General features: G+C 68.4%; 16 protein-coding genes. 10 read left to right on the top strand and 6 right to left on the bottom strand.

Going from position 1 to position 17,423, the window contains the following annotated elements:
- Positions 1-24 precede the first annotated feature (24 nt).
- Positions 25-1,647 carry a chaperonin GroEL gene (gene groL, locus ACUZ2Y_RS17185; protein ID WP_476319992.1) on the top strand — a complete coding sequence of 541 codons (1,623 nt, stop codon included), beginning with the start codon at positions 25-27 and terminating at the stop codon, positions 1,645-1,647.
- 130 nt (positions 1,648-1,777) lie between these two features.
- Positions 1,778-2,362, top strand: a complete 585-nt coding sequence (locus ACUZ2Y_RS17180) for a Uma2 family endonuclease (RefSeq protein ID WP_476319990.1) — start codon at positions 1,778-1,780, stop codon at positions 2,360-2,362.
- On the opposite strand, the gene ACUZ2Y_RS17175 is transcribed toward ACUZ2Y_RS17180, so the two are convergent.
- Positions 2,356-3,303 (bottom strand): o-succinylbenzoate synthase, encoded by a 948-nt coding sequence (locus ACUZ2Y_RS17175; RefSeq protein ID WP_476331890.1) that lies wholly within the window; start codon positions 3,301-3,303, stop codon positions 2,356-2,358. The two genes, ACUZ2Y_RS17180 and ACUZ2Y_RS17175, sit on opposite strands and share 7 nt — an antisense overlap.
- Before the next feature lie 44 nt (positions 3,304-3,347).
- Here ACUZ2Y_RS17175 and ligD point away from each other — a divergent pair, with 44 nt between their 5' ends.
- From ligD to ACUZ2Y_RS17160, 3 genes are all read left to right on the top strand, one after another.
- Positions 3,348-4,298: a non-homologous end-joining DNA ligase gene (ligD, locus tag ACUZ2Y_RS17170; protein WP_476319988.1), complete on the top strand. Its 951-nt coding sequence runs from the start codon at positions 3,348-3,350 to the stop codon at positions 4,296-4,298.
- The gene (locus ACUZ2Y_RS17165) at positions 4,291-4,788 is read left to right on the top strand and encodes an NADAR family protein (protein WP_476319987.1); all 498 of its coding nucleotides are present in this window, start codon (positions 4,291-4,293) and stop codon (positions 4,786-4,788) included. The genes ligD and ACUZ2Y_RS17165 overlap by 8 nt, the downstream gene beginning before the upstream one ends.
- A 124-nt stretch (positions 4,789-4,912) precedes the next feature.
- A complete protein-coding gene (locus ACUZ2Y_RS17160; protein WP_476319985.1) occupies positions 4,913-5,737 on the top strand; it encodes a serine hydrolase domain-containing protein in 825 nt (274 codons plus the stop codon).
- Here ACUZ2Y_RS17160 and ACUZ2Y_RS17155 read toward each other — a convergent pair.
- Positions 5,708-7,369: a DNA repair helicase XPB gene (locus ACUZ2Y_RS17155; RefSeq protein ID WP_476319983.1), complete on the bottom strand. Its 1,662-nt coding sequence runs from the start codon at positions 7,367-7,369 to the stop codon at positions 5,708-5,710. The two genes, ACUZ2Y_RS17160 and ACUZ2Y_RS17155, sit on opposite strands and share 30 nt — an antisense overlap.
- Before the next feature lie 119 nt (positions 7,370-7,488).
- Here ACUZ2Y_RS17155 and ACUZ2Y_RS17150 point away from each other — a divergent pair, with 119 nt between their 5' ends.
- From ACUZ2Y_RS17150 to ACUZ2Y_RS17140, 3 genes are all read left to right on the top strand, one after another.
- Positions 7,489-8,022, top strand: a complete 534-nt coding sequence (locus ACUZ2Y_RS17150; RefSeq protein ID WP_476319981.1) for an LppU/SCO3897 family protein — start codon at positions 7,489-7,491, stop codon at positions 8,020-8,022.
- Positions 8,023-8,168: 146 nt separating this feature from the next.
- On the top strand, positions 8,169-8,915 hold the full coding sequence (locus tag ACUZ2Y_RS17145; RefSeq protein WP_476319979.1) for an LppU/SCO3897 family protein: 747 nt from the start codon (positions 8,169-8,171) through the stop codon (positions 8,913-8,915).
- 156 nt (positions 8,916-9,071) lie between these two features.
- Positions 9,072-9,911, top strand: a complete 840-nt coding sequence (locus tag ACUZ2Y_RS17140) for an LppU/SCO3897 family protein (RefSeq protein WP_476319977.1) — start codon at positions 9,072-9,074, stop codon at positions 9,909-9,911.
- A 65-nt stretch (positions 9,912-9,976) separates the two neighbouring features.
- On the opposite strand, the gene ACUZ2Y_RS17135 is transcribed toward ACUZ2Y_RS17140, so the two are convergent.
- The 4 genes from ACUZ2Y_RS17135 to ACUZ2Y_RS17120 all read right to left on the bottom strand — a co-directional run bounded on the left by ACUZ2Y_RS17135 (position 9,977) and on the right by ACUZ2Y_RS17120 (position 13,371).
- Positions 9,977-10,768, bottom strand: coding sequence for an ABC transporter ATP-binding protein (locus ACUZ2Y_RS17135; RefSeq protein ID WP_476319975.1), 792 nt, complete (start codon positions 10,766-10,768; stop codon positions 9,977-9,979).
- Positions 10,765-11,547, bottom strand: coding sequence for an ABC transporter permease (locus ACUZ2Y_RS17130; RefSeq protein WP_476319973.1), 783 nt, complete (start codon positions 11,545-11,547; stop codon positions 10,765-10,767). The genes ACUZ2Y_RS17135 and ACUZ2Y_RS17130 overlap by 4 nt, the downstream gene beginning before the upstream one ends.
- On the bottom strand, positions 11,544-12,290 hold the full coding sequence (locus ACUZ2Y_RS17125) for an ABC transporter permease (protein WP_476319971.1): 747 nt from the start codon (positions 12,288-12,290) through the stop codon (positions 11,544-11,546). Before ACUZ2Y_RS17125 ends, ACUZ2Y_RS17130 begins: the two co-directional genes overlap by 4 nt.
- Before the next feature lie 67 nt (positions 12,291-12,357).
- Positions 12,358-13,371 carry an ABC transporter substrate-binding protein gene (locus tag ACUZ2Y_RS17120; protein ID WP_476319969.1) on the bottom strand — a complete coding sequence of 338 codons (1,014 nt, stop codon included), beginning with the start codon at positions 13,369-13,371 and terminating at the stop codon, positions 12,358-12,360.
- Positions 13,372-14,024: 653 nt separating this feature from the next.
- Between ACUZ2Y_RS17120 and ACUZ2Y_RS17115 the strand changes: the two genes are divergently transcribed.
- The gene (locus ACUZ2Y_RS17115; protein WP_476319967.1) at positions 14,025-16,979 is read left to right on the top strand and encodes a sensor histidine kinase; all 2,955 of its coding nucleotides are present in this window, start codon (positions 14,025-14,027) and stop codon (positions 16,977-16,979) included.
- On the top strand, positions 16,976-17,401 hold the full coding sequence (locus ACUZ2Y_RS17110; RefSeq protein WP_476319965.1) for a roadblock/LC7 domain-containing protein: 426 nt from the start codon (positions 16,976-16,978) through the stop codon (positions 17,399-17,401). Before ACUZ2Y_RS17115 ends, ACUZ2Y_RS17110 begins: the two co-directional genes overlap by 4 nt.
- Positions 17,402-17,423: the final 22 nt, after the last annotated feature.

The following is a 17,423-nucleotide window of genomic DNA, read 5'->3' as shown; positions in this document are numbered from 1 at the left end:
CACCCAACGGAGGACCACACCGCAATGGCCAAGTTGATCGCGTTTGACGAGGACGCGCGTCGCGGTCTCGAGCGCGGACTGAACATCCTCGCCGACGCCGTCAAGGTGACGCTCGGCCCCAGGGGTCGCAACGTCGTGCTCGAGAAGAAGTGGGGCGCGCCGACCATCACCAATGATGGCGTCTCCATCGCCAAGGAAATCGAGCTTGAGGACCCCTGGGAGAAGATCGGGGCCGAGCTCGTCAAGGAAGTTGCCAAGAAGACCGACGACGTCGCGGGTGACGGCACCACCACCGCCACCGTGCTGGCCCAGGCCCTGGTTCGCGAAGGCCTGCGCAACGTCGCGGCCGGTGCGGACCCGCTGTCCCTGAAGAGGGGCATCGAGCAGGCCGTCGAGGCTGTCATCGAGCAGCTGCACAAGAACGCCAAGGAGGTCGAGACCAAGGAGCAGATCGCCGCGACGGCGAGCATCTCCGCGGGCGACACCACCATCGGCGAGCTGATCGCCGAGGCGCTCGACAAGGTCGGCAAGGAAGGCGTCATCACCGTCGAGGAGAGCAACGCGCTCGGTATGGAGCTTGAGCTCACCGAGGGTATGCGCTTCGACAAGGGCTACATCTCCGGTTACTTCGTGACCGACCCCGAGCGTCAGGAAGCGGTCCTCGAGGACCCGTACATCCTGCTGTTCGGCGGCAAGATCTCCTCGGTCAAGGACCTGCTCCCGCTGCTGGAGAAGGTCATGCAGGGCGGCAAGCCGCTGCTGATCATCTCCGAGGACGTCGAGGGCGAGGCCCTGGCCACGCTGGTCGTCAACAAGATCCGCGGCACCTTCAAGTCCGTCGCCGTCAAGGCGCCGGGCTTCGGCGACCGCCGCAAGGCGATCCTGCAGGACATCGCGATCCTGACCGGCGGCCAGGTCATCTCCGAGGACGTGGGCCTCAGGCTGGAGAACGCCGACATCTCGCTGCTGGGCAAGGCCCGCAAGGTCGTCGTCACCAAGGACGAGACCACCGTCGTCGAGGGTGCGGGTGACGCCGAGCAGATCCAGGGTCGCGTCAACCAGATCCGCGCCGAGATCGAGAAGTCGGACTCGGACTACGACCGCGAGAAGCTCCAGGAGCGTCTGGCCAAGCTCGCGGGTGGTGTCGCGGTCATCAAGGCCGGTGCCGCCACCGAGGTCGAGCTCAAGGAGCGCAAGCACCGCATCGAAGACGCGGTCCGCAACGCCAAGGCCGCCGTGGAAGAGGGCATCGTCCCCGGTGGTGGCGTCGCGCTGCTGCAGGCCGCCGAAGCCGCTTTCGCGGGCCTGAAGCTCGAGGGCGACGAGGCCACTGGCGCCAACATCGTCCGCGTGGCCGTCGAGGCGCCGCTCAAGCAGATCGCGATCAACGCCGGTCTCGAGGGTGGCGTCGTGGTGGAGAAGGTCAAGGGCCTCCCGCAGGGCCACGGCCTCAACGCCGCGACCGGTGTCTACGAGGACCTGCTCGCCGCCGGCGTGCCGGACCCGACCAAGGTCACCCGCTCGGCGCTGCAGAACGCCGCGTCGATCGCCGCGCTGTTCCTCACGACCGAGTGCGTCGTGGCGGACAAGCCGGAGAGGGCCGGAGCCGCCCCCCAGGGCGACCCGACCGGTGGCATGGACTTCTAAGTCCAGTCCAACCTGTTCCACGAGCGAAGGCCCGGTCCACTGGACCGGGCCTTCGCCCGTTCAGCGAGATCGAGACCTGCAGGACTGGGTATGGGACACTGGCTCAGTATCAACTCTGGAGGTGAGGGCAGTGTCCGCCGCAGTCGACCACGGGATGATGGGCCCCTACACCGTTGAGGACTGGTTGGCGATGGATCCGCCAATAGACGGGTCACGCCTCGAATTGCTCTGGGGACATCTGCACATGAGCCCTGCCCCGGCTGGCCAACACCAGACTGCCGCGGTCAATCTGCTCTTCATTGTGAAGCGGGCACTCCGTGCCGCGGAACGATCTGACTTGTTTGTGGCCACTGCGGTCAATGTGCGCATTTCCACGGCGTGGCGGACGGCGTTGATCCCGGATGTCGTGGTCCTCACGAGGAAGCCGGTGGGGGTCAGCTTCGGCGCGGAGGAGTTGGTGCTTGCCGTCGAGATCTGGTCGCCCGGCAATCGCCGGGAAGAGCGGGAGACCAAGATGGCGGCTTACGCCGCGGCAGGCGTGCCATTCTTGTGGACCATCGATCAAGGCGACGAACTGCGCGGATGGAGGCTCGTCGCCTACCGGCTGACAGAGGGTCGCTACGTCGAGGAGAACGCCGTTCAAGCGTATGAGCCCGCGACGATTACCGCGTCGCCGGTGTCCATCAAGTTGGATCTGAGCGAGCTCGACTACTGACCTTGTGACCGCAATTGGAGCTTGGCCAGCCGGTCCAGGCGGGTGTGCCACCGGGTCTCGATTTCGTCGGTGACGTGCGGCGTCGCGTCGGGGGTCGGTGCGCTCGTCGGGACGGTGAGGTAGCCGTCGACCGGGCGAAGCGGGTGGGTGGTCACGTCGGTGGTGAGCAGCGACAGGGTGGCCAGGCCGCAGGCGTAGTCCAGTTCCGGCAGGGCCGCCGCCAACGCGATGCCCGCAGCCAGGCCGACACTGGTCTCCAAGGCCGATGAGACCACGCACGGCAGGCCGCACGCCTCCGCGACCGCGAGCGCGCGCCGCACGCCGCCGAGGGGGGCGACTTTCAGCACCGCGATGTCCGCTGCCCCTGCCACCGCGACCCGCAGCGGGTCCTCCGCACGGCGGATGGACTCGTCGGCGGCGATGCGGACGTCGACTCGTTTGCGGACCGCGGCGAGTTCCTCGATCGTCTTCGACGGCTGTTCGACGTACTCCAAGCCGCCTGCCGCCTTGTCCAGCTCACGGATCGCCTTGACCGCCGTGTCGATGTCCCACGCGCCGTTGGCGTCGACCCGGATCAGGCCGCTGGGGCCCAGGGCGTCGCGGACCGTGGCGAGGCGGTCGCAGTCGTCGGACAGTGACGAGCCGGGGTCGGCGACCTTGACCTTGGCGGTCCCACACCCCGAGGCCGAGACGATCTCGGCGGCACGCTCCGGGGAGACGACGGGGACCGTGCAGTTCACCGGGACGCGGTCGCGGACCGGCGAAGGCCAGCCGACGTCCGCGGCCTCCCGGGCGCTCGCCAGCCAGGGGGCGGACTCGGCGTCGTCGTAGTCCCAGAACGGGCAGAACTCGCCCCAGCCCGCGGGTCCGCGCAGCAGCATCCCCTCGCGAACCATGATGCCGCGGAACTTCGTCCGCATCGGAATCGCGTACACCCGCACGTCTTCAGCCACCGGATCATCCTGGCACGCGCTAGCTTGCCTTCATGGCAACCAAGTCCCCCGCGGTGGAGCTTGAGGTTGGTCACCGGACCGTGCGGGTCAGCAACCCCGATCGGGTGTACTTCCCGGCCAGGGGCGAGACGAAGCTCGACCTCGTCAACTACTACCTCTCCGTGGGCGACGGCATCGTCCGCGCGCTGCGGGAGCGGCCGTGCATGCTGCACCGCTTCCCGGAGGGGGTCGCGGGGGAGAAGGTCCACCAGAAGCGGGTTCCGCATGGTGCGCCGCCGTGGTTGGAGACCGTGCGGGTGGAGTTCCCGCGCTACAAGCGGCACGCCTACGAGCTGTGCGTCACCGAGGTGGCACACGTGATCTGGGCCGTGCAGATGTCCACCGTCGAATTCCACCCGTGGAACTCCCGCCGCGCCGACACCGAGAAGCCCGACGAGTGGCGGATCGACCTCGACCCCGGCCCGGAGTGCGACTACGCCACGGTCCGCCGCGTCGCCCATGTCGCCCACGAGGTGCTCGACGACCTGGGTGCGGTCGGATGGCCGAAGACATCCGGCGGCAAAGGCCTGCACATCTACGTGCGGATCGAGCCGAACTGGGGTTTCCAGGACGTCCGCCGGGCGGCCCTGGCGTTCGCCCACGAGGTCGAACGGCGCGCGCCTGACGACGTCACGACTACCTGGTGGCGCAAGGACCGCGACCCCGCCCAGCTGTTCGTCGACTACAACCAGAACGCCCGCGACCACACCATCGCCTCGGCCTACTCCGTGCGCGGCGTGCCGGAGGCCAGGGTGTCGGCCCCGATCGCCTGGAATGAGATTGACGACGCACTCCCCGGTGACTTCACTATCGCCACCATGCCCGCCCGGTTCGCCGAACTGGGCGACCTGCACGAGGGCATCGACGACGCCGTCTTCGCCATCGACGAACTGCTGGAGTGGGCCGACCGCGACGGCGTCGACCCGGGGGAGCCCGATGACTGAGTACCTGTTCTTCTGGGGCCACCGCCCCCTGCCCGACGGCCGCATCGGCAAGCCATGCCTGAGCCAGTGGTGGCCCGCGGAGTTCACCGTCGACGGTGAGCGATACCCGACCGCCGAGCATTTCATGATGGTCGGCAAGGCCCGCCTCTTCGGCGATGAGGAGTGCGCCACCAAGATCTTCGCCGCACCCACACCGGACGCGGCCAAGAGCCTGGGCCGCAAGGTGCGGGGCTTCGACGACAAACTCTGGACCGAACACCGCTACGACATCGTCGTGCGTGGCACGGAAGCGAAGTTCAGCCAGAACCCTCCGCTGCACGGCTACCTCGTCGGCACCGGGAACGCTGTGATCGTCGAGGCCAGCCCGGTGGACCCGATCTGGGGCATCGGCCTGGCAGCGGACAGCCCCGACGCCCGCCACCCGCAACGCTGGCGAGGACTCAACCTCCTCGGCAAGGCCCTGATGGATGTGCGCGACCGCCTTCGGTGAGGAACGCTCCGGACCATGCCCAAGATGGCTGTCTGGGTGCGGCGGCTGTGGGTGGTGGTCCTGTGTGCCTTCGTGTGGTGACCTGCGCGGGCGGGTGCTGATTCTGGACTCGTAGGGTGGTGCCATGCGGAGTTTGGGTTTGGTCGAGCAGTGGCCGGTCGACAACGCGGCCGTGGCGGTTGTCGGGGCTGACGGGCGGGTGCTGGGGACCTACGGGGATCAGGACAGGGTCTTCCGACTGGCGTCCGTGACCAAACCCCTCGTTGCCTACGGAGTGCTTGTCGCCATTGAGGAAGGTGCGGTCGAGTGGGATCAGCCCGCCGGGCCTGAAGGCTCCACTGTGCGCCACCTGATCGCCCACACCGCTGGTCTCGCCTTTGGCTCACCGACCGTGCAAGCACCGCCCGGGCAGCGGCGGATCTACTCCAATGCCGGGTTCGAGGTGTTGGCCGAGTTCATCCATGAATCGACCGGCATCCCGTTCGCCGAGTACCTGGCGGAAGGGGTGTTCGTGCCGCTGGGGATGGGGGCGTCGGTGCTCGTCGGGTCGGCGGGGGCTGGGGCCGAATCGACGTGTGGTGACCTCGCTCGGTTTGCCGCCGAGCTGCAGGCGCCCACTCTTGTGTCCAAGGAACTGATGGCCGAAGCGTCGTCGGTCGCCTTCCCTGGCCTCAACGGTGTGCTTCCTGGCTACGGCAACAAGAAGCCCAACGACTGGGGGCTCGGGTTCGAGATCCGGGACGGCAAGAGTCCACATTGGACCGGCACCGAAAGCTCGCCCCGCACGTTTGGCCACTTCGGACAGTCCGGGACGTTCCTCTGGGTCGATCCCGAAGCCCAGGCCGCCTGTATTGCGCTGGCCGACCGGGACTTCGGGCCGTGGGCGATCGAGGCTTGGACGCCCTTCACCGACGCCGTGCTAGCTGATCTCCGGGATGGGCGGGCCTAGCAAGTCATCCGCGTCGCAGATTCGGTAGGCGTAGCCCTGTTCGGCCAGGAAGCGCTGGCGGTGAGCGGCGTACTCGGTGTCGAGGGTGTCTCGGGCGACCACCGAGTAGAAGTGAGCCTGTCGGCCGTCTCCCTTGGGGCGCAACAGCCTTCCGAGACGTTGGGCTTCCTCCTGGCGTGAGCCGAAGGTGCCGGACACCTGAACCGCCACCGACGCCTCGGGCAGGTCGATGGAGAAGTTGGCGACCTTCGACACCACCAGCGTTGGCAGCTCACCCTTGCGGAAAGCGTCGAACAGGGCTTCGCGCTCCTTGTTCTTCGTCGATCCCTGGATGATCGGGGCGTTGAGGGCCTCGCCGAGTTCCTCCAACTGGTCGAGGTACGCACCAATCACCAGTGCGGGCTCGCCCGGATGTCGGTCCAAAATGGACTGGACGACGGGAAGCTTCGTCTTCGCCGTGGAGCACAGCTTGTAGCGGGTCTCGGGTTCGGCAGTCGCGTACTCCAGTCGCTCGTTCTCCGTGAGCGTCACCCGGACCTCGGTGCACTCCGCCGGGGCGATCCAGCCCTGCTCCTCGATGTCGCGCCACGGCACGTCATAGCGCTTCGGGCCGATGAGGGAGAACACGTCGCCCTCGCGGCCGTCCTCGCGGACCAGCGTCGCGGTCAGGCCCAGCCGACGCCGGGACTGCAGGTCGGCGGTCATCCGGAACACCGGCGCGGGCAGCAGGTGGACCTCGTCGTAGACCACCAGACCCCAGTCGCGGGAGTCGAACAGCTCCAGGTGCCGGTACTCACCGCGGGTCTTGCGGGTGACGACCTGGTAGGTGGCGATGGTGACCGGGCGGATCTCCTTGCGCTCGCCGGAGTACTCGCCGATCTCCTCCTCGGTCAGCGACGTCCGCGCGATCAGCTCCCGCTTCCACTGCCTGCCGGACACCGTGTTGGTCACCAGGATCAGCGTCGTCGCCTGCGCCTGCGCCATCGCCGCCGCCCCGACCAGCGTCTTTCCCGCGCCACACGGCAGCACGACGACACCGGAGCCGCCCGCCCAGAACGAGTCGACCGCCATCCGCTGGTAGTCGCGCAACTCCCAGCCGTCCTGCACCAGCGAGATCGCGTGCGCCTCACCGTCGACGTAGCCTGCGTGGTCCTCGGCGGGCCAGCCGACCTTGAGCAGCAGCTGCTTGAGCCTGCCGCGCTCGCTCGGGTGCACGACCACGGTGTCCTGGTCGATGCGCGCCCCCAGCATCGGGGAGATCTTCTTGTTGCGCAGCACCTCCTCAAGGACCGCGCGGTCGATGGACGTCATGACCAGTCCGTGCACCGGGCTGTTCTGCAAGGTCAGCCGCCCGAACCGGCCCATCGTGTCGACGATGTCGATCAGCAGCGGCTGCGGCACCGGGTACCGCGAGTAGGTCTCCAGCGCGTCGACGACCTGTTCGGCGTCGTGACCGGCGGCGCGGGCGTTCCACAGGGCCAGCGGGGTGACCCGGTAGGTGTGGATGTGCTCGGGCGCGCGCTCCAGTTCGGCGAACGGCGCGATGGCCATTCGGGCGTCCTTCGAGCTGGGATGGTCGATCTCCAGCAGCAGGGTTTTGTCGGACTGCACGATCAGGGGGCCGTCGGTCACCCCACCAGTGTCGCAAACTCCGACATCAAGGCCACAGTTCGGTAACCGGGCCTGCCCCGGGCGGGTACCTGGCGGCTACCGTCCACGCTGCCCATCCACCGGTCCCAGCAGAGGCGAACATGAGCAACCCAGTTGACCAGGAGCAGACCCAAGCCGAGCCCAAGCGGCGTAAGAGCCTGCCGATCTGGGTCATCGCCCTGGTCGCCGCACTGGTGCTGGCCGGTGTGGGCTTCGGCGCCTACCAGGTGTTCTTCGCCAAGGACACGGCCGCGCCGGGCGAGTGCGCCTCGGTGAGCGGCACCGACGACGCCGCGAAGCTGACGATCGTCGACTGCGCCGAGAAGTCCGCCATCTTCAAGGTCGCGATCAAGAAGGACAAGGCCGAGACGAGCTGCCCCGAGGGCGCCTACCGCGAGGTGCGTGACGAGAAGAACCTGATCTGCCTGATGCCGAACTTCGTCGCGGGCAGCTGCTACGAGTCCGACGAGCCCAACCAGGCGTTCAAGGTCGGCTCCTGTGAGAGCCCCGAGGCTATCAAGATCACCAAGGTGATCAACGGCACCACCGACCCGTCCGGCTGCCCCAACAGCAACGGCCTGGGCTACCCCGAGCCGAAGACGGTGTTCTGCATCGAGACACCCGGCATTTCCTGACTGTTCCGATCAGACGGCCACCCCGGGCACCCTGGGTGGCCATTTGCCGTAGGCGGTGTCGGACCTGACCGCTATTCTCGCGCCGCTGGTGCTTCGGGCCGGCGTGTTCGCAGTTTCACCGCCGCCGGGAAGCCCAGAGGTAGACGATGTCCCACCCGCATGACCCGGGTCAGTTCGGATCCCCGCCCAACGGCCCGCCGTACGGCCCGGGCCCGCAGCAGCCGCCGACCGACCCCTACGGCTGGCAGCCTGTGTTCCCCGGTGAGCCGGTCCCCCCGGCGGGCGGCAACAAGGCCGTGTGGATCGCGATCGCCGTGGTCGTCGCGCTCGGCCTCGGTTTGGGCGCGTTCTTCGTGTTCACCAAGAAGGATCCCGCGCCCGCCGCCGCGCCGCCCGCGACCAGCCAGGCGAAGTCCGTGACGTCGCCGCCGAAGACCACCACCGCGAAGCCGAAGAAGACCGCCGACCGGATCGCGACGGCGGGCGTGGGCGACTGCGTCAAGGTCAACGACGACAGCGCCGAGGACGCCGACGTCGACCCGCTCGACTGCGCCAAGCCCGACGCGGTGTTCAAGATCGCCAAGAAGCTGGCGAGCGGCGCCGCGACCTGTCCCACCGACAGCGACTACCTCGAGTACGAGGAGACCGGCAGGCTCGGCCCCGGGTTCTCACTGTGCCTGATGCTCAACGCGAAGGCGGGCGAGTGCTTCACCGACCTGGAGGAGGCCGACCAGGCGAAGAAAGTCGCCTGCGCCGACCCGGCGGTCAAATTCGAGGTGCTTGAGATCGTCGATGGTGGAACCGGCCCCGAGGACTGCGCGTCCTCTGAAGTGGACAACGGGTTCATCTACGCCGAACCCAAGATGGTGATCTGCGGCAAGTCACGGAAGTGATCCTCCGGGCGACTTGAGGGTGAGGGGCCGGAGAACGCGCCGGCCTTTCCCGCGTTTCACCGCACGGTGTCCGACCCCCGCGTTAGATTGGCCCGCCGCTGGTTCGCCGCCGGTAGGCCCGTCAACTCCCGCTGTTCGAACTCCACGAGGTGCACGATGTCCAACCCGCAGCAGCCGGGCCCGTTCGGATCGCCCCAGGGCGGACCGCAGCCGCCGTACAACCAGGGGCCGCCGACGCCTCCCGGGGGCCAGCCGCCGCCGCCGTATGGTCAGCAGCCTGGCCAGCAGCCGCCCCCGCCGTATGGCCAGCAGCCCGGCCAGCAGCAGCCGCCCTTCGGCCAGCAGCCGGGGCAGCAACAGCCGCCACCGTTCGGCCAGCAGCCGCAGCAGCCGCAGCAGCCCGACCAGCCCTACGGCCAGCAGCCGCCGCCGTTCGGCCAGGAGCCGATGCCGCCGGGATTCGTGCCGCCGCCGTCGGGCCCGAACAAGGGCAAGACCGTCAAGATCGTGCTCATCCTGGTCGCGATCGTGGCGGTCGGCATCGGCGGGTTCTTCGTGTTCAACAAGTCGGCGGCGTCCGCCGAGGTCGGCGACTGCATCAAGGTCAAGAATGACAGCGCCACCAACGCCGACGTCGAGAAGATCGACTGCACGAAGCCCGAAGCGGTGTTCAAGGTCGCCAAGAAGCTCGACAGCGCGTCGGCGAGCTGCCCGAGCGACGGCGACTACGTGAAGTACGAGCAGAGCAGCAGGCGCGGTAGCGGCGGGTTCTCGCTGTGCCTGATGCTCAACGCCAAGCAGGGCGAGTGCTTCACCGACCTGGACAAGGCAGCCGAGGCCAAGAAGGTCACCTGCAGTGACCCGAATGTCCGGTTCGAGGTGCTCGAGGTCGTCGAGGGCAAGAACGACCCCGAGGCGTGCACCGCCGAGGGCGTCGACGCGGGGTTCCTCTACAGCGACCCCAAGGTCTCCATCTGCGGCAAGTCAAGGACCTGATCTAGCCACAAAGGAATGCCCCCGGCCACGGCCGGGGGCATTCCTCGTTCAGCGGAAGTGTGTCGTCAGTGGACGGTCTCGGTCGAGGGCGCCGACTGCAGCAGCCCCGCCACCTTCGCCCGCAGCTCGACGAATTCATCCGACGAGCGGGTGGTGATCTGGTCGCGCTCCTCGCCCAGGCCGACGTCGAGCGCGGCGACCACCCGGGCGGGCGACTTCGACAGCACCAGCACCCGGTCGCCCAGGTAGACGCTCTCGTCGATGTCGTGGGTGACCAGCAGCACCGTCGTGTCCTGCTCGCGCCGCACGCGCAGCAGCAGGTCCTCCAGCTCGAAGCGGGTCTGCGCGTCCACCGAGGCGAACGGCTCGTCCATCAGCAGCAGGGCGGGCCGGTAGGCTAGGGCGCGGGCGATGGCGACGCGCTGCTGCATGCCGCCGGAGAGCTGCCACGGGTACTTGCGGCCCGCGTTCTCCAGGCCGACCGCGGCCAGCGCCTCGCCCGCCCGGGCGGTGCGCTCGGCCTTCGACAGCTCACGCAGCGGGAACTCCACGTTCCGCTGGACGGTCAGCCACGGGAACAGTGACCGGCTGTAGTCCTGGAACACCACGGCCAGGTCCGCGGGCACGCCGTCGACCGGGGTGCCGTGCAGCGAGACCGTGCCCCGGGTCGGCCGGATCAGTCCCGAGATCGACCGCAGCAGGGTCGACTTGCCGCAGCCGGACGGGCCGACGACGCAGACGAGCTCGCCCGCCTCGACGGTGAACGTCAGGCCGTCGATGGCGTCGTGGGCGCCGTCCTTGGCCTGGTAGGTGTGGCCGAGGTCGGCCACATCGAGCATTGTCTTGGCCACGGTCATCCTCCGGTCGCCTGCGACAGCGTCTCGAACGAGTGCTTCGGCTGCCAGGCCAAAGCACGGCGTTCGAACATCAGCAGCAGCGTGTTGAACAGGTAGCCGAGCACGCCGAGCAGCACGATCCACGCCCACATCGCGGGCAGGTCGTAGTCACGCTGGGCGCGCACCAGCTGGTTGCCGATGCCGTTGGTCGAGCCGACCAGCTCGCCGATGACCATCAGGATCAGCGAGATCGACAGGCTCAGCCGCAGCCCGGCGAAGATCTTCGGCGCCGCCGACGGCAGCACCACACCCAGGGTCCACTGTGCCTTCGACAGTCGGAACGCCCGCGCGGTCTCGACCTTCGTCGCGTCCACGCCCCGGGCGCCGTCGACGGTGTTCAGCAGCACCGGCCAGATCGCCCCGAAGACGATCGTGGGCAGCTGCATGCTCGTCACGCCGACGGTGGCGATGAAGAACGGGACCAGCAGCGGCGGCGGGATCGACCGCATGAAGTTGAACAGCGGGCCCAGGTAGGCCATCGCCGTGCGGGACCGGCCGAGCAGCAGGCCGAGGGCGATGCCGATGATCGCCGACAGCGCGAAGCCGCCGAGCATCCGGCCGACACCGGGCACGATGTGTTCGCCGAACGCGCTCGAGAACCACACGTCGGCCGCGGTGCGGGCGATTCGCGACGGCGGCGGGAAGAACACATCGGCGGCGGACCTGGTCACCAACTCCCAGACCGTGACCGCGATGGCGAACACGACCCAGCGCTGGGCGAAAGTCCCGAAGCGTTTCACGAGGCGTCTCCCCGAGGGGCATTCCAGGCGAACAGCTTGGCGTTCAGCCGCTCCAGCCCCGCATTCGCCGCGTAGCCGACCAGGCCTGCGATGACGGTGCCCGCGAGCACTTGGTCCATGTGCGCCCCGCCGCTGTTGGCCTCCATGATGAACTGCCCCAGCCCCTTGGTGCCGCCCGCGAACAGCTCGGTGGAGACCACCACGGCCAGGGCGATGGCGAATGAGAGCCGCACCCCGGTCAGCACGAAGGGCGCCGCGCTGGGCAGCGCGATCCGGGTCAGCACGGCCAGCCTGCCGGTGCCGAACGCGCGGGCCGTCTCCACGTGCAGCGGGTCGAGTTCGTCGAGGGCGTACATGGTGTTGAACAGGATCGGCCACAGCGCGCTGTAGACCGCGAGCGCGATCTTCGTGTCCGGGCCGGTGCCGGTGATCAGCAGGGCCAGCGGGATCAGCGCGACCGACGGGATCGGCCGGAGAAATTCGACCACCGTCATGCACGCCCGGCGCACCAGCGGGATGCTGCCGAGCACCAGACCGCTCGGGACCGCGATCAGGATCGCGATCAACAGCGCTATAACGGTGGCCAGGACGGTGGCCAGCAGCGCCCGGAGAAATGTCTCGTCGCCGAGCAGGCCCACCATGGTCGGCAGGACCTCGCTCGGGGGACGCAGGTAGAGCCCCGGAACCAGACCGGTCTGGCTGGCCACTTCCCAGATGAGGAAGAGGCCCGCCAGACCGATCAAGCTTGCGGGAACCCGTCGAGTTCCACTCACTGTGCTCGGCTTCCGGAAGGAAGCCCACCCCCTACCGCTACTTGCCCGCAGAACCGTTCGGGATCATCGTCTTGACGTCGAGGTGACCCTTGATCACACCGAACTCTTCCATCAGGTTCGCCACGCGCTGGATGCGGTTGGCCTCAAGGGAGGTCGAGTACGTGGAGATGGTGACCAACTGGGCGGTCTGCTGGTCGATCTTGGCGTACTTGACGAACATGGGCTCCATCTTGGAGCGGTCGGTCGCCTCGGCGTGCGCCTTGGCCAGCGCGCGCTGGAACGCGGCGATGGTGTTGGGGCTGGTGCTGGCGAACTTGCCCTGGCCGCCGATCGCGACGTAACCCGACATCGGGATCTCCGCGGTGGGGCCGGACGCGCCGTCGAACACCGGGACGGCGCCGATCTTCTTCATGGAGTTGGTGACCCAGGGCTCGACCATGACCGCGGCGTCGACGTCGCCCTTCTGCAGGGCGCCCATCATCTCCGGCAGCGGCATCTCGATCCACTTGACCTGGTTGTAGTCCACGCCCTGGTTCTTCAGGACGGACATCGGCGCCAGGTCGGTGAAGCTGTTGCGGCCGGTGATCGCGATCCGCTTGCCGGGCGCGTCGGACGGCTTCTTGAAGGTGGAGTCCTTCAGGGTCACCACGACGAGGTGGCCGGGCTTCGCCGAGAGCGCGTCGGCGACGATCTTGAAGTCGGCCAGCTTCTTGCTCTGCGCGAGCAGCGGCGCCGGGTAGGACGCGAACGCGATGTCGACGTCACCGTTGATGACGCCGTTGATGCTGGCCGGCCCGGAGGCCATGACCTGGGCTTCGACCTCGAGGCCCTGCTCCTTGAAGTAGCCCTGCTCGATGGCGCGGTAGAACGGCGCGACGTCGACGACGGGCAGTACTCCGACCTTGATCTTGGCCTTCTCCACTCCGCCCGGCCCCTGCTGGGCGCCGTCGGATCCGTCCTCGCCGCCGAGCAGCGAGCAGCCGCTGGCCAGCAGGGCCACCGCGAGTGCGGCGATCGGCAGACGGGCACGGGAGAACCGTCTGGTGGTCACGCTTCGGAGCATTGGAGCCTCTCCTCATAGGAGGTCGGTTTTGTCGAGGTGTTACCCCCCTCGGCCATCAAGGGGCCACTCTATGGTCCGTTGGGACCGAGTCACAATGAGTGCGCGCCAGATGTCTTGGGGTGAACTCTCTCACTGAATCGGGTGGAGCCGTTGACCCAAGTGGGCGAATTGCTCCAGAGCTCTGACCAGGGCCTAACGGTGTGTAATGGCACACTCGGGGTACGCCCCCTAGCGCTGCCATCTGGGTGATCAAATGGCTGGAATAGTCCATAGTTCCATCACTCATGGGGACTGTTGCTACTGCTAAGTACCTGATAAGGGCTGTGATGATGCCCTGGAAGGGTTACATCGCCGCTGAGACTTCGCTACCTTCTGTGTCCAACAGGTGAGGCGCACGTTCGTCCGAGCGGCGCGGAGAGCAGGCGCGCATGGTCGTCGGTAACGTCGGGCCGAGTCGGTCCGACATCTTGCGGCAAGCGTCACTGCTTCGGGCTACCGCGATGCGCCGCGTCCTTAACTGGGGTAGTTGTCCGTTCGAGCTAGCCGAGTAACGGGCTACTGGCTCAGATGCAAGGAGTGTGCAGGCAGTGCCCGATCACACCGCTGGGGCCGAGCTAGGCCCTGGGAAATTCGGTGGCGTCGTGTCCGACCGGGATGCGGCGCGATCCGCCGCGCCCAAGACGCCCGGCCGTAAGACGGTCGAGGGCGGTTCCCGCTGGTGGCTGCGCAACTGGCGCCTGCGGACCAAGCTGATCGCGGTCCTCATGGTCCCGGTCATCACCGCCATCGCCCTTGGCGTGCTCCGCGCCGACAACGAGCTGCAGCGCGCCGCCGACTTCGACGAAGCCGCCGCGGACATCAGCTCGACCCTCGACGTCGTCGCGCTCGTCCACGAGCTGCAGAACGAACGTAACCTGGTCGTCGCCCACGTCGCGGGCAAGCGACAGGGTGATGTCGGCAACATCCAGGCTCAGTTCCAGAAGACCAACGCCACCCTCGCCCGGCTCGCGCAGGCCGCCAAGACCGTCGAGGCCGAGCGGGAGGACGCCCGGCTGCTGATGCCGCTGGCGAACCGCCTCACCGCCGTCGAGTCGGTCCGCACCGCCGCGATGAGCAGCGAATACCCCGACGTCGGCGTCTACGGCGCCTACACCTCCCTGCTGGAGGCCGTGCTGGCCGCGGGCTCGGAGTTCACCGCCTCGCTCGGCGACCCGGAGATCAACCGCCTCGCCAGCGCCGCGCTCAGCGTCGTGGAGAGCAAGGAATTCCTGGGCAGGCAGAACTCGATCCTGATGATCGCCGCCATCCGGGACAACTTCCCCTCCGGCATGCTCGAACTCGCCCGCGGCGCCGAGGCCAGCTACGCCGCCGCCGTCGCCAACTTCCGCGCCAACGCCGAGCCGGTCGAGTCGCAGTTCTACTCCGACACCTTCTCCGGCGCCGAGGTCGACCACCGCGAGTCCACCAAGCAGCTCGCCTTCCACCACGCCTCGCGCGACCTGCCCCTGGGCATCTCGATCGACTCGCTGCGCGAGGACGCCCGGGCCACCGCCGAGGCGCTGCGCAAGGTCGAGATCTCGCTGCTGGAGAAGCTGCGGTCGAAGGCCATCGCGGCTGCCGACACGGCCAAGGCCGACGCCTGGCGCGACGCGGCGATCGTCCTCGCCGCCGTGTTGCTCGCCCTGATCGTCACCCTGATCGTCGCCCGCTCGCTGCTGGTCCCGCTGCGCGTGCTCCGTCGCGACGCCCTGGACGTGGCGAACCGGCGACTGCCCGAGACGGTGCAGCGAATCCTCGCCGACCCGGACCCGGTCGAAGCCGCCAAGAACGCGGTCGAGCCGGTCCCGGTGTTCACCCGCGAGGAGACCGGCCAGCTCGCCCGCTCCTTCGACGCCGTGCACGACCAGGCGGTCCGGATGGCGACCGAGCAGGCGCTGCTGCGCGACAACATCAACTCGATCTTCGTCAACCTCTCCCGGCGCAGCCAGACGCTCGTCGAGCGCCAGCTGTCGCTGATCGACCGGCTCGAACAGGACGAGCAGGACCCCGACCAGCTCGCCAGCCTCTTCGAGCTCGACCACCTCGCCACCCGGATGCGACGGAACTCGGAAAGCCTGCTGGTGCTCTCCGGCTCCGGCCTGAGCCGCCAGCTCAGCCGCCCGGTGCCCGCCGCCGAGGTCGTCGGCGCCGCGGTCTCCGAGGTCGAGCAGTACGCCCGCATCGAGGTGCTGTCCGCCCCGGACATCGCCGTGCAGGGCCGCGCCGTCTCCGACCTCGTCCACCTGATCGCCGAGCTGCTGGACAACGCGACCTCCTTCTCCGAGCCGGAGAAGAAGGTCTACGTCCGGATGGCGGTGACCAGGAAGAAGGAACTCGCCATCCAGATCACCGACTCCGGTGTCGGGATGAACGAGGACGAGATCGAGAACGCCAACACCCGCCTCGCCGACCCGCCCGACCTCGACGTCGCGGTGACCAGGCGGATGGGTCTCTACGTGGTCGCCCGGCTGGCCAAGCGACACGACATCATCGTGCGGCTGCGCGACAACGAGGACATCGAGGGCGGCCTGATCGCCCGGATCACCGTCCCCGCGGGCCTGGTCCACGGCTCGGGCGCCCCGGCGCAGACGAACAACATCATCTCGCCGATCAGCCTCCCGCCCGCCATCGGCGACACGGCGGCAAAGGCCAGCGGCATCGCGGGCGCGTTCACCGGCAGCATGCCGCGACTGCGCTCCGACGGCGGTGTGGTGGCCGAGTCCCCGGTGGAGCGCTCCGCCGAGCAGGTCACCGGCTACCCGCCGTTCCAGCCGAGCTTCGGCGCGTCGAAGATCGACGACACCGGCGGCTGGGGTCCCCCCGCGTCCCCGGAGGAGATCAACTCCGCGCTCAACGGCCACATCTACGACGACTCGGGCGTCGGACTGTTCGGCACCCCGATGCCGGAACAGCCCTACGACGACGAGGCCAACGGCGCCTACGCCTACGAGCCGTCGCCCCGGCCCGCCGAGCAGACCCACGGCGGCGACGCCCCCACGGAGCGGCTGCCGATCTACGAAGCCGTCCTGTCGCAGTGGTTCGAAGCGGGCGACACCGGCTCCACGCCCGCCGCCAACGGCAACCCGCCCGCGAACGGCACCATCAACGGCGCACTGACCCCGGCCGAGCCCGAAGCGGCCCACCGCGCGGAGCGCACGGCCGAGGCCGTCGAGGCGCCCGCGGCGGCGGTCGAGCCCGAGCCCGAGCCGGAGCCCGAACCGGCCCCCGTCATCGATCCCTGGGTTTCCCCTGGTGACGACGGTTGGCAGCGGGCCCGTGCACTGCTCGACCACAGTGCTGACACCATGACTACCGCAGGACTGCCCAAGCGGGTCCCCAAAGCCCACTTGGTCCCCGGTTCGGCAGCGCCAAGGGAGGAGACCACCGGTGAACAGCCGGCGGTGCCTCCACTGCCTCCCCGCACGGCGGACGCGATCCGCGGCCGCATGTCGAGCTTCCAACAGGGGGTTCGGCGGGGCCGACACGCCCTGGTCGACGCTTACCCTGGTGACCAGACCGGTTCAGACGAGAGCCGCCAAGACGAGGAGCAGGAGTGACGACCGCGTCAGTACAGCAGCCCGGCAGCTTCGGGTGGCTCATCACCGATTTTGTTCGCCAGGTCCCCGGCGCCGCGCACGCCGTGGTGGTCTCCGCCGACGGACTGCTGTTGGCCGGATCGCAGGGCTTGCCCCGCGACCGCGCTGAACAGCTCTCCGCGGTGGCGTCCGGCCTGGTGAGTCTCACCGCCGGTGCCGCGAGGTGCTTCGAAGCGGGCGGAGTCAACCAGACCGTGGTCGAGATGGACCGCGGTTACCTGTTCCTGATGTCGATCTCGGACGGCTCGTGCCTCGCGGTGCTCGCCGCCCCGAACTGCGACATCGGACTGGTCGCCTACGAGATGACCCTCCTGGTCGAACGAGTCGGCCAGCAGATGACGCCCGAGCTGCGCGCGCAGCTTCAGGGCTCGCAGCGCAGGTAATCGAGACGGCGGGGTGAGAGCG

It is taken from the genome of Actinokineospora sp. UV203 (assembly GCF_056323665.1).
This window is presented reverse-complemented; position numbering and strand designations above follow the sequence as displayed.

Excerpts from the sequence above, each read along its gene's own strand:
- groL (WP_476319992.1), top strand. The coding sequence starts at position 25 with ATGGCCAAGTTGATCGCGTTTGACGAGGACGCGCGTCGCGGTCTCGAG.
- ligD (WP_476319988.1), top strand. The coding sequence starts at position 3,348 with ATGGCAACCAAGTCCCCCGCGGTGGAGCTTGAGGTTGGTCACCGGACC.
- ACUZ2Y_RS17165 (WP_476319987.1), top strand. The coding sequence starts at position 4,291 with ATGACTGAGTACCTGTTCTTCTGGGGCCACCGCCCCCTGCCCGACGGC.
- ACUZ2Y_RS17160 (WP_476319985.1), top strand. The coding sequence starts at position 4,913 with ATGCGGAGTTTGGGTTTGGTCGAGCAGTGGCCGGTCGACAACGCGGCC.
- ACUZ2Y_RS17150 (WP_476319981.1), top strand. The coding sequence starts at position 7,489 with ATGAGCAACCCAGTTGACCAGGAGCAGACCCAAGCCGAGCCCAAGCGG.
- ACUZ2Y_RS17145 (WP_476319979.1), top strand. The coding sequence starts at position 8,169 with ATGTCCCACCCGCATGACCCGGGTCAGTTCGGATCCCCGCCCAACGGC.
- ACUZ2Y_RS17140 (WP_476319977.1), top strand. The coding sequence starts at position 9,072 with ATGTCCAACCCGCAGCAGCCGGGCCCGTTCGGATCGCCCCAGGGCGGA.
- ACUZ2Y_RS17135 (WP_476319975.1), bottom strand. The coding sequence starts at position 10,768 with ATGACCGTGGCCAAGACAATGCTCGATGTGGCCGACCTCGGCCACACC.